Here is a 14,864-nt window from a genome sequence, read left to right as displayed (position 1 = left end):
CGAATACTGATATTTACTTAACTATCAATACATTATTAACGTTGGCTTTATTGATAAAGAAATATGAAGAATGGGGATATACAGCAGAAAATAATAACCATGTTGCGTGGCAGAAAACAAAAAAGCTGGCTTTCGCCAGCTTTCGTTCTATTTTTTGGCCGCTTTCTCTTCGCCGACCAGCCCAATCTTCAGGTAACCCGCCTGATGCAGCGTGTCCATTACCTTCATCATGGTTTCATAATCCACGGTTTTATCCGCACGGAAGAAGACCGTAGTGTCTTTCTTACCGCCGGTAAGCTGATCCAGCGCCGGGATGACAGAGTCGGCCGTTACCGGGTCGTTGCCAAGGAACATGGATTTATCGGCCTTCACGGACAGATAGACAGGCTTTTCCGGACGCGGCTGCGGCTGGCTGGACGAGGCCGGCAGATTCACCTTCACGTCGACCGTGGCCAGCGGCGCGGCCACCATGAAGATAATCAGCAGAACCAGCATGACGTCGATAAACGGCGTCACGTTGATCTCATGCATTTCGCCGTTATCGTCCAGATTTTCGTTTAGACGCATCGCCATAATATCAACCCACGCGCAGTTTGGACGCCGCGTGCACCGGCTTAACGGCGCTGGCATTCAGGTCGAGATCGCGACTCTGCAGCAGCAGTACCTGCGCGGCAACGTCACCGAGCGTCGCTTTGTAGCTGCCAATCATACGCGCGAAGATGTTGTAGATAACCACCGCCGGAATCGCCGCGACCAGACCAATCGCCGTCGCCAGCAGCGCTTCTGCGATACCCGGGGCCACAACCGCCAGGTTGGTGGTTTGAGTCTGCGCGATACCGATAAAGCTGTTCATGATGCCCCAGACCGTACCGAACAGACCGATAAACGGTGAGATCGCGCCGATGGTCGCCAGATAACCATTACCGCGCCCCATGTGTCGGCCAACGGCCGCCACGCGACGCTCCAGACGGAAACCGGTACGTTCTTTGATGCCTTCGTTATCTTCACTGCCCGCGGAGAGTTCCAGCTCGTTCTGTGCTTCATTCACCAGCAGGGTAGTCAGGCTTTTCGCGTGGAAGGATGAGGTCATATCTGAAGCCTGATCCAGAGAGCGGGCTTCTGCCAGTTGTTGCTGTTCCCGCTTGAGGCGACGCTTCTGCGAAAGCAGCTCGGCGCTCTTGCTGAAGAAGATAGCCCAGGTGACAACGGACGCCAGAATCAGGCCGATCATCACAATCTTAACCACGATGTCAGCATGCTGATACATGCCCCAAACGGAGAGATCCGCCTGCATCAAATTATTACCCACTCTGTATCTCCAGGACGCAAATCACAAAATCTGAACGTAATAATATCAAAACGTCGTCGAATTGATAGTAGTTCTCATTAGTATTTGCATAGTGCCGCAATTTTCGTTCACATTCCTTGCGCTTACGCAGTAAAAATTTCTTATGCGGTTTTTTGCTAATATTTTCTGCTTATTCGATAAGCCTGCGGGTGCAGTTTTTTCCAATCGTGGTAGTCTGGACGTCCAGACGTATAAAAACAGGGTTAGCGAACATGACAACGAAGCATCTTGATACCACGCTGGTACAGGCAGGACGCAGCAAAAAATATACCCAGGGATCGGTTAACAGCGTGATTCAACGCGCCTCCTCGCTGGTGTTTGACACCGTTGAGGAGAAAAAAATCGCCACGCGCAACCGCGCAAAAGGCGGGCTGTTTTATGGCCGTCGCGGCACGCTAACCCATTTTTCTCTGCAGGAAGCGATGTGCGAGCTGGAAGGCGGCGCAGGCTGCGCGCTGTTCCCGTGCGGGGCGGCGGCGGTCGCCAATACCATTCTGGCGTTTGTGGAACAGGGCGACCATATCCTGATGACCAACACCGCCTATGAACCCAGCCAGGACTTCTGTACCAAAATCCTCAGCAAGCTCGGCGTGACGACCGGCTGGTTCGACCCGCTGATTGGTGAAGGTATTGCCGAACTTATTCAGCCAAACACGCGCATTGTGTTCCTGGAATCGCCGGGGTCACTCACCATGGAAGTCCACGACGTGCCGGCTATCGTGAAGGCCGTGCGCAGTAAAGCGCCAGAGGCGATCGTTATGATCGACAACACCTGGGCGGCAGGCGTGCTGTTCAAAGCGCTGGACTTCGACATTGATATTTCGATTCAGGCGGCGACGAAGTACCTGATTGGCCACTCTGACGGGATGATTGGCACCGCGGTCTCCAACGCGCGCTGCTGGGATCAGCTGCGTGAAAATGCCTACCTGATGGGCCAGATGGTGGATGCCGACACGGCCTACATGACCAGCCGCGGACTTCGCACGCTGGGCGTTCGCCTGCGTCAGCACCATGAAAGCAGTCTGATGGTGGCCGAATGGCTGGCGCAGCATCCGCAGGTTGAGCGCGTGAATCATCCCGCGCTACCCGGTAGTAAAGGCCATGCGTTCTGGCAGCGTGACTTTACAGGCAGCAGCGGGTTGTTCTCGTTCGTGCTGAAAAAACGGCTGAATAATGACGAGCTGGCCAGCTATCTGGATAATTTTACCCTCTTCAGCATGGCCTACTCGTGGGGCGGTTTTGAATCCCTGATCCTGGCTAACCAGCCGGAACAGATTGCGGCCCTGCGCCCCGGTGGCGACGTGGACTTCAGCGGTACCCTGATTCGACTGCATATTGGTTTAGAAAATGTTGACGATCTGATTGCGGATTTAGCAGCAGGGTTCGAGCGTATCGTGTAGAGTGCTGGCTGAAAATGTACTCCCTGGACGCTTTTGTGGACGCCGCAAGCGGAAAAGTCTGCATGAGTTGCGCCCGGGATCAAACCCGACGGGCGAATAAGGGAGTACAATAGCGCTATATCTGCTGTTCCACAGGAAAGTCCATGGCTGTTATTCAAGATATTATCGCGGCGCTCTGGCACCACGATTTTGCCGCGCTGGCGGATCCTCACGTCGTCGGTATCGTCTATTTCGTGATGTTCGCAACTCTGTTTCTGGAAAATGGATTACTGCCAGCCTCGTTTTTACCCGGTGACAGCCTGCTTTTACTTGCCGGGGCATTAATCGGTAAAGGCGTCATGGACTTCACGCCAACGATGGTTATCCTGACCTCCGCTGCCAGCCTGGGCTGCTGGCTGAGCTATCTGCAGGGCCGCTGGCTGGGGAACACGCGCGTCGTCAAAAGCTGGCTGGCGCAGCTGCCGCATAAATATCATCAGCGTGCGACCTGCATGTTTGACCGGCACGGCCTCCTGGCGCTGCTGGCCGGACGTTTCCTCGCGTTCGTTCGCACCCTTCTGCCGACGATGGCGGGCATTTCCGGTCTGTCGAACCGCCGCTTCCAGTTCTTCAACTGGCTGAGCGCCCTGCTGTGGGTTGGCGTGGTCACAACGCTCGGCTACGCGCTGAATATGATCCCCTTCGTGAAACACCACGAAGATCAGGTAATGACCTTCCTGATGGTGCTGCCGATGTTCCTGCTGGTGGCGGGTCTGGTGGGAACCATCGCGGTGGTGATTAAGAAGAAGTACTGCAGCGCATAATTCAACAAAGCCGGGTGGCGCTATCGCTTACCCGGCCTACGTTTTTCGTCAGACTCCCTGCATCGTTCTTATACGTGACGCATCCTCTCCCGGCGTGACGCCGAAATAGCGCTTAAACTCCCGACTGAACTGCGAGGCACTTTCATAGCCCACCCGCATCGCCGCCGCGCTGGCCTTCATGCCGTCGTGGATCATCAGCATCCGCGCCTTATGCAGCCGGTAGGTTTTGAGGTACTGCAGCGGCGAGGTGCTGGTCACCGATTTAAAGTTATGGTGAAACGCCGAGACGCTCATGTTCGCTTCCGCCGCCAGCTGGTCGACGCTGAGGTTCTCCGTGTACTGGCTTTCGATACGCTTGAGCACGCGGCTTATCAGGCTGAAGTGGGTCTGTCGGCTCACCAGAGCGAGTAACGCGCCACCGCCCGGGCCCAGCAGCACGTGGTAGAGGATCTCGCGGACGATCTGCTTGCCCAGAATGCGCGCGTCCAGCGGCCTCTCCATCACATCCAGCAGACGCTCAATGGCGCAGAGGATCTCTTCCGACAGCGTCGCCGAGTTAATCCCGCTCGACGCCATAGAAGGCTGGAAGAGTTCATCTTCGCCAATCTCCATCAGCAGCTCCTGCAACTGAAGGATGTCGACATTGACGCGAATACCCGCCAGCGGAACCGCCTCTGTCGCGAAGGTTTCACATTCAAAGGGTAAAGGTACCGTCAGAAGCAGATATTCATTGGTGTCGTAGCGGAACACGCGCTCGTTGATATAGCCAATTTTATGGCCCGAGAAGAGAAAAACGATGCCCGGCTGGTACATGACCGGCGTGCGCGTCCCCGGCTGCGTGCCATAGAGCAGGCGAATGTCCGGCAGCAGCTCGCTGGCACGATTTTCATTATCTATCAATCTCTTAATCTGCACAGTGAGCTGCTGGCAGATAGCCTCACGGTTCATCTTGCGTTACTCCGGGTGCGGTTTTCGACGTTGACAGTGTGCGTTGTTTTCCGCGCTTTCTCCAGCGCTCTGTAGAAATGGGCAAGACATCGGCAGGAATGTGCATTGAGGGCGTAGCCCCGGATCGCCACAATGAGCAGCATCAGGTCGCCCTCTGCGCACCACGGTTTTTCACCCACTAAAGGGAACGAGCAATGAACAACTTTAATCTCCACACCCCAACCCGCATTCTGTTTGGTAAAGACGCTATCGCTGACCTGCGCGCACAGATCCCTGCTGACGCCCGCGTGCTGATCACCTACGGTGGCGGCAGCGTGAAAAAAACCGGCGTGCTGGATCAGGTTTACAGCGCGCTGGACGGTCTGGACGTGCGTGAGTTCGGCGGCATTGAGCCAAACCCGTCCTACGAAACGCTGATGAATGCGGTAAAAATCGCCCGCGAAGAAAACGTCACCTTCCTGCTGGCGGTCGGCGGCGGCTCCGTGCTGGACGGTACCAAATTCATCGCCGCTGCGGCGCACTACGCTGACGGCATCGATCCGTGGCACATTCTGGAAACCCGCGGCAGCGACATCAAAAGCGCCATCCCGATGGGATCCGTGCTGACCCTGCCAGCGACGGGTTCTGAATCCAACAAGGGTGCGGTGATCTCCCGTAAAACCACCGGTGACAAGCAGGCCTTCATGAACGAACACGTTCAGCCTGTGTTCGCCATTCTGGATCCGGTTTACACCTACACCCTGCCAGCGCGTCAGGTGGCGAACGGCGTGGTCGATGCCTTTGTACATACCGTTGAGCAGTACGTCACGTATCCGGTGAATGCCAAAATTCAGGATCGCTTCGCGGAAGGCATTCTGCTGACGCTCGTCGAAGAGGGTCCGAAAGCGCTGAAAGAGCCGGAAAACTACGACGTTCGCGCCAACGTGATGTGGGCGGCTACACAGGCGCTGAATGGCCTGATCGGCGCTGGCGTGCCGCAGGACTGGGCAACCCATATGCTGGGCCACGAGCTGACGGCGATGCACGGTCTGGATCATGCGCAGACGCTGGCCGTTGTGCTGCCTGCACTGTGGAACGAAAAACGCGACACCAAACGCGCCAAACTGCTGCAGTACGCTGAGCGCGTGTGGAACATTACCGAGGGTTCTGACGACGCGCGCATTGATGCTGCCATCGAAGCGACCCGCAGCTTCTTTGAAGGTCTGGGCGTGCCAACGCGTCTGTCTGGCTACGGCCTCGACGGTAGCTCCATCCCAGCCCTGCTGGCGAAACTCGAAGAGCACGGCATGACCCATCTGGGCGAGCACGGCGACATCACGCTGGACGTCAGCCGTCGTATTTACGAGGCGGCACGCTAAGCGTTTTTGTCCCCCCGACTTTCGTTTTTTGACATTTCGTCCAGACTTAATGCACACCCCATCGCCGGAGTCTCCCTCCGGCGATGCGCACCTGAAGGAGGAAAAATGGCAAACCAAACCGTAATCAAGCTGCAGGACGGCAACGTGATGCCCCAGTTGGGGCTAGGTGTATGGAAAGCCGGTAACGACGAGGTCGTCTCCGCCATTCATAAAGCCCTGGAAGTCGGCTACCGGTCGATTGACACCGCCGCCGCGTACAAAAACGAGGACGGCGTAGGTACCGCACTGGCCAGCGCCGGTGTCCCTCGCGATGAGTTGTTCATCACCACGAAACTGTGGAATGACGATCAAAAGCGTCCCCGCGAAGCCCTGCAGGAGAGCCTGGAGAAACTCCAGCTCGATTTCGTCGACCTGTATCTGATGCACTGGCCGGTTCCGGCCATCGACCATTACGTTGATGCCTGGAAAGGGATGATTGAACTGCAGAAAGAGGGGCTGGTGAAAAGTATCGGCGTCTGTAACTTCCTGGTTCATCACCTGCAGCGGCTGATTGACGAGACGGGCGTCGCGCCCGTCATTAACCAGATCGAACTGCACCCGCTGCTGCAGCAGCGGCAGCTTCATGCCTGGAACGCCACGCATAAAATCCAGACCGAGTCCTGGAGTCCGCTGGCGCAGGGTGGCCAGGGCGTGTTCGATCAAAAAATTATCCGCGAACTGGCGGATAAATATGGCAAAAGCCCGGCGCAAATCGTCATTCGCTGGCATCTGGACAACGGCCTGGTGGTGATCCCGAAATCGGTCACGCCATCGCGCATCGCCGAGAACTTCGACGTCTGGGATTTCCGGCTGGACAAAGATGAGCTGGGCGAGATTGCGAAGCTGGATAAGGGCATGCGGCTTGGGCCAGACCCGGATCAGTTTGGCGGATAATACTTAAAACGAGCCCGGTCTTCCGCCGGGCTCGTTTTAATTTATAAACCGGACTGACATCTCGCTTCTCCGGGAAGATCAGGTAATGTGCAAATAACGTTGTACGCTTTCCCTTCCAGTTTATGTGGCCCACCGAGACCGCCGCCTACTTCTGCACGATATTCCTTTCCGTTGACGCTTATCTGGAGCGGGGTGTGATAAATCCAGTCCATCGGACCTATTGGCAGAAAAAAGATCCACTCATGCTGGCTCTGAAAAGCAAAACGACCGTTGTCGTCAGAAAGCGTTTGCTCCCTCTCTAATGTTATTTTAGCGCCCGGGACTGGCTTACCTGCGCTGTCGATTAGACGTCCTTCCACTTCTGGCTGTGTCTGGCGGTGCATTACACAACCGCATAACGTAAGGCCAATCAGCATCGCTCCTGTTAACTTCCTAATTTTCATTTTGGGCCTCCTACCCTTATGCAGAAAAAAGCCGGGTGGCGGCTGCGCCTTACCCGGCCTACGCGCTGACCTGTAGGCCCGGTAAGCGCTAGCGCCACCGGGCTTTGTTACAGGTTTAACCGATCTTACGTTTTACGTTCTTCTTCATTCCCGCTCCACCGTTCGAACGCTGATGCACAATCGGCGTGTGCTTGGTCAGCGCCGGGCGCGTATTGCGGTTCTGGCGACGCGCTTCGCGCATCTCCTCCAGCGTCGGGGCCGGTACCAGACAGTCGCGGCGCGAGCCGATCAGGTGTTTTTTACCCATCTCTTCCAGCGCCTGGCGGATCAGCGGCCAGTTTTTCGGATCGTGGTAACGCAGCAGCGCCTTGTGCAGACGACGCTGTTTATCCCCTTTCGGCACCACCACCTCTTCACTCTTGTAGCCAATCTTACTCAGCGGGTTCTTGCCGGTGTAATACATGGTCGTCGAGTTGGCGAGCGGTGACGGATAGAAGTTCTGCACCTGATCCAGGCGGAAGCGGCGCTGCTTCAGCCACAGCGCCAGGTTGACCATATCCTCATCACGCGTGCCCGGGTGCGCGGAGATGAAGTACGGGATCAGATACTGCTCTTTGCCCGCCTGCTTCGAGTAGGTGTCAAACAGCTCTTTAAAGCGGTCATAGCTGCCCATGCCCGGCTTCATCATCTTCGACAGCGGGCCTTCTTCGGTATGCTCTGGCGCAATCTTCAGATAGCCGCCGACGTGGTGCGTCGCCAGCTCTTTGATGTAGCGCGGATCTTCCACGGCAATGTCATAACGTACCCCGGACGCGATGAGGATCTTCTTGATGCCCTTCAGATCGCGCGCGCGTCGGTAGAGGTTAATCGTTGGCTCGTGGTTGGTATCCATGTGCTCGCAAATGCTCGGATAGACGCAGGAGAGACGGCGGCAGGTTTGCTCCGCGCGCGGCGACTTGCAGCGCAGCATATACATGTTCGCGGTTGGGCCGCCAAGATCGGAAATCACGCCGGTAAAGCCCGGTACGGTGTCGCGAATGGCTTCGATCTCGTTGATGATCGACTCTTCCGAACGGCTCTGAATGATGCGCCCCTCGTGCTCGGTAATGGAGCAGAAGGAGCACCCGCCGAAGCAGCCGCGCATGATGTTGATCGAGAAGCGGATCATCTCATACGCCGGGATACGGGCGTTGCCGTACGCCGGGTGCGGCACGCGCTTGTACGGCAGCGCAAAGACGCTGTCCATCTCTTCGGTGGAGAGCGGGATGGCCGGCGGGTTGATCCAGATAAAGCGCTCGCCGTGCTTCTGCATCAGCGCGCGGGCGCAGCCCGGGTTGGTTTCATGGTGCAGAATACGGGACGCATGGGCGTAGAGCACCTTGTCGGCTTTCACCTTCTCATAGGACGGCAGCAGCACATAGGTCTTTTCCCACGGCTTCGGGCGCGGCGGCTGCACGACGATAGCCTTCGCTTCCGCTTTCTTTGGCTCTACCGGTTTGTTATCGGCACACGGCAGATCGTCGCCATACGGGTGTGGGATCGGGTCGATTTTGCCCGGCATATCGATGATGCGGGAATCCACGCCGCGCCAGCCCGGCAGCGCCTCTTTTACCATGATCGCGGTATTGCGCACGTCGCGGATGCTGTTCACCGGCTCGCCCTGTGACAGACGGTGCGCCACTTCCACCAGCGGACGCTCGCCGTTTCCGTAAATCAGCATGTCGGCTTTGGAATCCACCAGCACCGAGCGGCGCACGGTATCAGACCAGTAATCGTAGTGTGCGGTACGGCGCAGGCTCGCCTCGATACCGCCCAGGATCACCGGCACGTCTTTCCAGGCTTCTTTGCAGCGCTGGGTATAGACGAGGGTCGCGCGGTCCGGACGTTTGCCCGCCACGTTATCCGGCGTGTAGGCGTCGTCATGACGCAGCTTACGGTCGGCGGTATAGCGGTTGATCATCGAGTCCATGTTGCCTGCGGTCACGCCGAAGAACAGGTTGGGTTTACCCAGACGCATAAAGTCGTCTTTGCTGTTCCAGTCAGGCTGGGAGATGATCCCCACACGGAAGCCCTGCGCTTCAAGCATACGGCCACAGATGGCCATGCCGAAGCTCGGGTGGTCAACGTAGGCATCGCCCGTGACCAGAATGATGTCGCAGCTGTCCCAGCCCAGTTGGTCCATCTCTTCCCGGGACATCGGCAGGAACGGCGCCGGTCCAAAGCAGGCCGCCCAGTACTGGGGCCAGGAGAAGAGGTCACGATCCGGCTGGATCAGGGAAATTGCGCTCATAATGCTTCCGAAGAAAAAATAGACAAAAGGGCGGGGATTATACGCTGGATCATTGTGGGAAATGAAGGGGTATTATGCGGGCTGTTGCCCTCACCCCAACCCTCTCCCACAGGGAGAGGGAGAAAAGCATTTTACGGTGCCGGGTTGACCAGCATTTGACCCACCGACCCCCTGTCCATCATCTCCAGCGTCTGGCTGTGGAACAGGAACGGGAAGTGCGGCCACGAAGGCTGGCCGTAGTAGACGAGCAGTTCCACCTGACCGTCCACCCAGACGGTATCTTTCCAGCCGCGATCTTCCGGGAACGGCATCGCGCCGTTGACGTTGCGGATCAGGAACGACACTCCTTCAATATGGAACGACTGCGGCATATCTGAACGCACCGTCCAGCGCTCCCAGGTGCCCTGCTGCGCGGTGATGTCAATACGGTTGACGTCCCACAGCGCGCCGTTGATGCCCGGGTCGTCGCCCAGGCTGATATCGCGGCTGCGCACCGGCGAGCCGCTCATGATCTCCTGCGGCAGCAGACGCATGGGCAGGCTATCGGTCACCAGCGGCAGCAGGCCGGTTGGGCGCAGGGTCAGCACCAGGGTCGAGACAAGTATACTCGACGGTTCAAAGAACCCGCGAATGCGGTCGACAATGCTGGCCGCTTCACCGCAGGTGACAGACACTTCATCCCCGTTGGTCATATCAATGAGAATTTCGCGACGCTCACCCGGCGCGAGCGCCAACTGTTTGACGGACACCGGCGCCGGTAAAAAGCCCTGATCGCCGGAGATCACGTGCAGCGGACGGCCATCGCTCATCTGCAGCTGATAGCGGCGCGAGTTAGACGCGTTGAGCAGGCGCAGGCGCACCCAGCCACGGGACACTTCGACATACGGGCTCTGCGCGCCGTTAACCAGCAGCGTATCGCCGACGAAACCACCGCTGCCCGGCTCGCTGTATTCCGGCGTGCCGAAATTATCCAGACGTTTGTCCTGGATGATAATCGGGAAGTCATCCACACCGTAGTGGTTCGGGATCGGCAGGGATTTGCTGACTTCATCTTCCACCAGCCACATGCCGGCCAGGCCGTTATAGACCTGCTGCGCCGTGCGGTTAGGCGTGTTGGCGTGATACCACAGGGTTGCCGCACTCTGGCGAATCGGCAGAACGGGCGCCCAGTCGGCACTGGGTGACATCATGCGCGCCGCGCCGCCAATCAGCGGGCCAGGCACCTGCAGGCCGCTGATGGTCATGGCGACATTTTCAGGGGTACGGTTACTGTAGATGAGCTTAACGTCATCGCCATTCCACACGCGTATGGTCGGCCCAAGGTAACGTCCGTTAATGCCCCAGACCGGCGCACGCGTCCCCTGGGTAAAGGACCAGTGGCTGCGCTGCAGCGTCAGGAAAAGCGGCTGACCGCGACGGGATTCAATGAGTGGCGGAATAGGCAGCGGCTGTTGCTGCCCGGCGGCGCTGGCTGTCAGCGGCATCGCACCCGCACAAAGGGCGATCCCCGAAGCCTGAATAAACTGACGCCGACTGAGTGACATATAAGCTCCATCTGAAACGACTAACAACGCGGGAATTCGTTTTCCCTTCAACGCCGGATTAAATCTTACCGGCGGCTTCTCTCTCTGCGACTTCTTTGTCGAGCAGCGCAATATGCTCAGCCATCAGATCACGGCAGTGCGCAGCCAGCTCGCGCACCTGATCTTTACCGTATTTGCTGGTATCGACGGGTGGCAGCATTTCGACAATCACCAGCCCGTTATTCAGGCGGTTAAGATTAATCTTATTCGAAGTATTGGAAACGCACACAGGAATAATTGGAACACCTGCCGCAATTGCGGCATGAAACGCACCGGTTTTAAACGGCAGCAGGCCGCGGCCGCGGCTACGCGTCCCTTCCGGGAACATCCAGATTGAGATCCGACGCTTTTTAAAATGATTCACCACTTCCGCAATGGTGCTGTGCGCTTTTGCACGGTTATTACGGTCAATCAGCAGGTTACCGGTAAGCCAGTACAGCTGACCAAAAAACGGGATCCACAGCAGGCTTTTTTTGCCCACCGTCACGGTCGGTGGAAGCACGATATTAGAGGCCGTCACCATATCGTAGTTGTTCTGATGGTTGGCGATATAGATGGCGTTACCGAAATTCTCCGCACCTTCCGGGAGACGTTTTTCAACTTTCAGACCAAACAGCGGCGCAAGACGCCCGAACATATGGCCAAAGGTGGCGACATGCTTCGGATTACGCGGGCTGAACAGGCAGTAAATAGAGCCGAAAATACAGACCAGAATGCAGTAGATAACGGTAAGAATAAGACGAACAATATATAGCATAGCGACCTCTGAAGCCCTAACAGCTGACAATTATACTTCACCTGTGGCCAGGTAAGGACTTTATTACGAGCGCGTATTGTTAATCGCAACGCACGAATTAACAACGATTTTACGGGAAATTTTATTGAAATTCCCCCTCAGGACAGAGGGGGATATCACGACATTACTCTTCGCTGTTACCCGCAGCGCTGCGTGCAGGAGAGTCAATCTCCACGCGATCGATACGCTGCAGACCGCGCATCAGCGAGCCGCGGCGACCGCGCTCACCCACCACCTTCTGCAGCTCTTCCGGACGAAGCTTGATTTTGCGCTTGCCGACGTGAATGGTCAGGGTGCTCTGCGGCGGCAACAGGAAGAGGTGCGCCAGGCCATCTTCGCCTTTCGCGGCCTCCGCCGACGGGATATTGATGATCTTGTTGCCCTTGCCTTTAGACAGCTCAGGCAGATCGCTGACCGGGAACATCAGCATGCGTCCGGCGGTGGTGATCGCCAGCAGCATGTCGCTTTCGTTCTCGATCACCAGCGGAGCCATCACGTGAGCGTTGTCCGGCAGGCTAATCAGCGCCTTACCGGCACGGTTGCGGGAAACCAGATCGTTGAAGGTACAGATAAAGCCGTAGCCCGCATCAGACGCCAGCAGCAACTTCTGGTCATCGGCTTCCATCAGCATATGGTCAACCGTCGCGCCCGGCGGCAGCGTCAGCTTACCAGTAAGCGGCTCGCCCTGCCCACGCGCGGAAGGCAGCGTGATCGGGTCAATGGCGTAGCTGCGCCCGGTGGAGTCGATAAACGCCACCGGCTGGTTGCTCTTGCCTTTCACCGCCGCTTTAAAGCTGTCGCCCGCTTTGTAGCTGAGCCCCGGCGCGTCGATATCGTGGCCTTTGGCGCTGCGCACCCAGCCGCTCTGCGACAGGACAATGGTCACCGGCTCGGACGGCTGCATGTCGTGCTCGTTCATCGCCTTCGCTTCTTCGCGCTCGTGCAGCGGAGAACGACGGTCGTCGCCAAACGCGTCGGCATCGGCCTGCAGCTCTTTCTTCAGCAGGGTATTCATCTTGCGTTCGGACGCGAGGATCGCCTGCAGCTGATCGCGCTCTTTTTCCAGCTCGTTCTGCTCGCCGCGGATCTTCATCTCTTCCAGTTTGGCGAGATGGCGCAGCTTCAGTTCAAGGATCGCTTCGGCCTGGGTTTCGCTGATGCCAAAGCGCGACATCAGGGCGGGCTTCGGCTCGTCCTCGGTACGGATGATCTCAATCACCTCGTCGATATTGAGGAACGCCACCAGCAAACCTTCAAGGATATGCAGGCGCTTAAGCACTTTCTCGAGACGATGGTTCAGACGACGGCGTACCGTATCGCGGCGGAATGTCAGCCATTCGGTGAGGATCTCCAGCAGGTTTTTCACCGCCGGGCGTCCGTCGAGGCCGATCATGTTCAGGTTGATGCGATAGCTTTTTTCCAGATCGGTGGTGGCAAACAGGTGGTTCATCACCTGCTCCATGTCCACGCGGTTGGAGCGCGGCACAATCACCAGACGGGTCGGGTTCTCGTGGTCCGATTCGTCGCGCAGGTCGTCGACCATCGGCAGCTTTTTATTGCGCATCTGAGAGGCGATCTGCTCCAGCACTTTGGCACCGGAAACCTGATGTGGCAGCGCGGTGATGACCACGGCGCCGTCTTCTTTATTCCACACCGCACGCATGCGTACGGAGCCGCGACCGTTCTGGTAGATTTTGCGGATTTCCGCGCGCGAGGTGATGATTTCGGCTTCGGTCGGGAAATCCGGACCCTGCACGATATCCAGCAGATCGTCGAGCGAGGCTTTCGGCTGCTCAATCAGGGTGATGGCGGCTTTCGCCACTTCACGCAGGTTGTGCGGCGGAATGTCCGTCGCCATACCGACCGCAATCCCGGTGGTGCCGTTCAGCAGGATATTCGGCAGACGCGCAGGCAGCATCTTCGGCTCCTGCAGCGTACCGTCGAAGTTCGGTACCCAGTCAACGGTCCCCTGCCCCAGCTCGCCCAGCAGCACTTCGGCATATTTAGAGAGGCGGGATTCGGTATAACGCATCGCCGCGAAGGATTTCGGATCGTCCGGCGCCCCCCAGTTCCCCTGACCATCCACCAGCGGGTAGCGGTAAGAGAACGGCTGGGCCATCAGCACCATCGCTTCATAACAGGCGCTGTCGCCGTGCGGATGGTATTTACCCAGCACGTCACCGACGGTACGGGCGGATTTCTTGAACTTGGCGGTGGCGTTCAGCCCCAGCTCGGACATCGCATACACGATGCGGCGCTGAACGGGCTTCAGGCCATCCCCGATAAACGGCAACGCCCTGTCCATGATGACGTACATGGAGTAGTTCAGGTAGGCGTTTTCCGTGAATTCATGTAGCGCGAGGCGCTCTGCCATATCGCTCATTACGTGTGATTCCTCAACTCAGAAACCGAAGGGTTTCAGGCAATATTGCCGCAGATACTACCCTATCTGACGAGTTGAGTCACAAAGAAAAAGGGCCGCTTATGCGGCCCTTTCCGGGTTATTTGTTCAGCTTAATGACCTGCTTCACGTCGATTTCAAAATCGTTCCACTCTTTATCGACCTTGCCCTGGATTTCCACTTTATCCTGAGGGCTGACGGTCACGCCGTTCCAGCGCTTGTGGTCAATTTCCACGTTCACCGTGCCGGTCTCATCGCGGAAGGTGTAGCGGTCATCGGACAGGCGCTGGGTGATGTTCCCGCGCAGCTTCACCCAGCTGTCGTCCTTCATCTCTTTTACCTTCACCGCGGTGGTGAGGTTGGCGTCGTTATCGACAAAACCGCCTGCCTGCGTTTGGGTCTGGGTCTGTGCGGCAGACGGGCCGTTAAATCCGCCCTGCGCGGCAAAAACGGGGGCAGTGGTCATCATCATGATGGCGGCAATAGCAGCGAATTTTTTCATATTAACTCTCCCTTTAATCTGGTTTCGCAGTCCATTAAACAGGGTAATCCTTAACAACT

13 protein-coding genes are annotated in these 14,864 nt (G+C 57.3%); 4 read left to right on the top strand and 9 right to left on the bottom strand.

All coding sequences use genetic code 11. The features are described from left to right. Window positions 1-147: 147 nt before the first annotated feature. Both exbD and exbB read right to left on the bottom strand, forming a co-directional pair. A complete protein-coding gene (gene exbD / locus BFG58_RS13805) occupies window positions 148-573 on the bottom strand; it encodes a TonB system transport protein ExbD (protein ID WP_045909964.1) in 426 nt (141 codons plus the stop codon). Between the two features lie 4 nt (window positions 574-577). Further along, window positions 578-1,309, bottom strand: coding sequence for a tol-pal system-associated acyl-CoA thioesterase (gene exbB / locus BFG58_RS13800; protein WP_021242115.1), 732 nt, complete (start codon window positions 1,307-1,309; stop codon window positions 578-580). A gap of 251 nt (window positions 1,310-1,560) precedes the next feature. Between exbB and metC the strand changes: the two genes are divergently transcribed. Next, window positions 1,561-2,748, top strand: coding sequence for a cystathionine beta-lyase (gene metC, locus BFG58_RS13795; RefSeq protein WP_069719967.1), 1,188 nt, complete (start codon window positions 1,561-1,563; stop codon window positions 2,746-2,748). A 143-nt stretch (window positions 2,749-2,891) separates the two neighbouring features. Next, window positions 2,892-3,551 carry a DedA family general envelope maintenance protein YghB gene (gene yghB / locus BFG58_RS13790; RefSeq protein ID WP_024906512.1) on the top strand — a complete coding sequence of 220 codons (660 nt, stop codon included), beginning with the start codon at window positions 2,892-2,894 and terminating at the stop codon, window positions 3,549-3,551. 48 nt (window positions 3,552-3,599) lie between these two features. On the opposite strand, the gene BFG58_RS13785 is transcribed toward yghB, so the two are convergent. Next, window positions 3,600-4,499: an AraC family transcriptional regulator gene (locus BFG58_RS13785; protein WP_045909966.1), complete on the bottom strand. Its 900-nt coding sequence runs from the start codon at window positions 4,497-4,499 to the stop codon at window positions 3,600-3,602. Window positions 4,500-4,693: 194 nt separating this feature from the next. Between BFG58_RS13785 and yqhD the strand changes: the two genes are divergently transcribed. Both yqhD and dkgA read left to right on the top strand, forming a co-directional pair. Then, window positions 4,694-5,857 carry an alcohol dehydrogenase gene (yqhD, locus tag BFG58_RS13780; protein ID WP_069719966.1) on the top strand — a complete coding sequence of 388 codons (1,164 nt, stop codon included), beginning with the start codon at window positions 4,694-4,696 and terminating at the stop codon, window positions 5,855-5,857. A gap of 105 nt (window positions 5,858-5,962) precedes the next feature. After that, window positions 5,963-6,790: a 2,5-didehydrogluconate reductase DkgA gene (dkgA, locus tag BFG58_RS13775; RefSeq protein WP_069719965.1), complete on the top strand. Its 828-nt coding sequence runs from the start codon at window positions 5,963-5,965 to the stop codon at window positions 6,788-6,790. Between the two features lie 41 nt (window positions 6,791-6,831). On the opposite strand, the gene BFG58_RS13770 is transcribed toward dkgA, so the two are convergent. The 6 genes from BFG58_RS13770 to BFG58_RS13745 all read right to left on the bottom strand — a co-directional run bounded on the left by BFG58_RS13770 (window position 6,832) and on the right by BFG58_RS13745 (window position 14,805). Continuing rightward, the gene (locus tag BFG58_RS13770; RefSeq protein WP_045909969.1) at window positions 6,832-7,233 is read right to left on the bottom strand and encodes a carboxypeptidase-like regulatory domain-containing protein; all 402 of its coding nucleotides are present in this window, start codon (window positions 7,231-7,233) and stop codon (window positions 6,832-6,834) included. 115 nt (window positions 7,234-7,348) lie between these two features. Next, window positions 7,349-9,523 (bottom strand): YgiQ family radical SAM protein, encoded by a 2,175-nt coding sequence (locus BFG58_RS13765; RefSeq protein WP_069719964.1) that lies wholly within the window; start codon window positions 9,521-9,523, stop codon window positions 7,349-7,351. 131 nt (window positions 9,524-9,654) lie between these two features. Continuing rightward, a complete protein-coding gene (ftsP, locus tag BFG58_RS13760; RefSeq protein ID WP_045909971.1) occupies window positions 9,655-11,067 on the bottom strand; it encodes a cell division protein FtsP in 1,413 nt (470 codons plus the stop codon). A 58-nt stretch (window positions 11,068-11,125) separates the two neighbouring features. Then, entirely contained in the window at window positions 11,126-11,863 is a 738-nt protein-coding gene (plsC, locus tag BFG58_RS13755; RefSeq protein WP_069719963.1) for a 1-acylglycerol-3-phosphate O-acyltransferase, read from the bottom strand. Between the two features lie 163 nt (window positions 11,864-12,026). Beyond that, complete coding sequence (gene parC / locus BFG58_RS13750; RefSeq protein ID WP_069719962.1) at window positions 12,027-14,285, bottom strand: DNA topoisomerase IV subunit A; 2,259 nt, start codon at window positions 14,283-14,285, stop codon at window positions 12,027-12,029. Window positions 14,286-14,403: 118 nt separating this feature from the next. Continuing rightward, window positions 14,404-14,805, bottom strand: a complete 402-nt coding sequence (locus BFG58_RS13745; RefSeq protein ID WP_045334456.1) for a YgiW/YdeI family stress tolerance OB fold protein — start codon at window positions 14,803-14,805, stop codon at window positions 14,404-14,406. Window positions 14,806-14,864: the final 59 nt, after the last annotated feature.

The sequence above is a fragment of the Enterobacter sp. ku-bf2 genome, assembly GCF_001742765.1.
GTDB classification, from domain to species: domain Bacteria; phylum Pseudomonadota; class Gammaproteobacteria; order Enterobacterales; family Enterobacteriaceae; genus Enterobacter; species Enterobacter quasiroggenkampii.
The sequence above is the reverse complement of the archived record's forward strand: the minus strand, read 5'-3'. Positions and strand labels throughout refer to the sequence as shown.

Coding starts and splice junctions, on each gene's coding strand:
- yqhD (WP_069719966.1), top strand. CDS start 4,694: ATGAACAACTTTAATCTCCACACCCCAACCCGCATTCTGTTTGGTAAA.
- exbD (WP_045909964.1), bottom strand. CDS start 573: ATGGCGATGCGTCTAAACGAAAATCTGGACGATAACGGCGAAATGCAT.
- BFG58_RS13765 (WP_069719964.1), bottom strand. CDS start 9,523: ATGAGCGCAATTTCCCTGATCCAGCCGGATCGTGACCTCTTCTCCTGG.
- BFG58_RS13785 (WP_045909966.1), bottom strand. CDS start 4,499: ATGAACCGTGAGGCTATCTGCCAGCAGCTCACTGTGCAGATTAAGAGA.
- BFG58_RS13745 (WP_045334456.1), bottom strand. CDS start 14,805: ATGAAAAAATTCGCTGCTATTGCCGCCATCATGATGATGACCACTGCC.
- parC (WP_069719962.1), bottom strand. CDS start 14,285: ATGAGCGATATGGCAGAGCGCCTCGCGCTACATGAATTCACGGAAAAC.
- plsC (WP_069719963.1), bottom strand. CDS start 11,863: ATGCTATATATTGTTCGTCTTATTCTTACCGTTATCTACTGCATTCTG.
- metC (WP_069719967.1), top strand. CDS start 1,561: ATGACAACGAAGCATCTTGATACCACGCTGGTACAGGCAGGACGCAGC.
- dkgA (WP_069719965.1), top strand. CDS start 5,963: ATGGCAAACCAAACCGTAATCAAGCTGCAGGACGGCAACGTGATGCCC.
- BFG58_RS13770 (WP_045909969.1), bottom strand. CDS start 7,233: ATGAAAATTAGGAAGTTAACAGGAGCGATGCTGATTGGCCTTACGTTA.
- yghB (WP_024906512.1), top strand. CDS start 2,892: ATGGCTGTTATTCAAGATATTATCGCGGCGCTCTGGCACCACGATTTT.
- ftsP (WP_045909971.1), bottom strand. CDS start 11,067: ATGTCACTCAGTCGGCGTCAGTTTATTCAGGCTTCGGGGATCGCCCTT.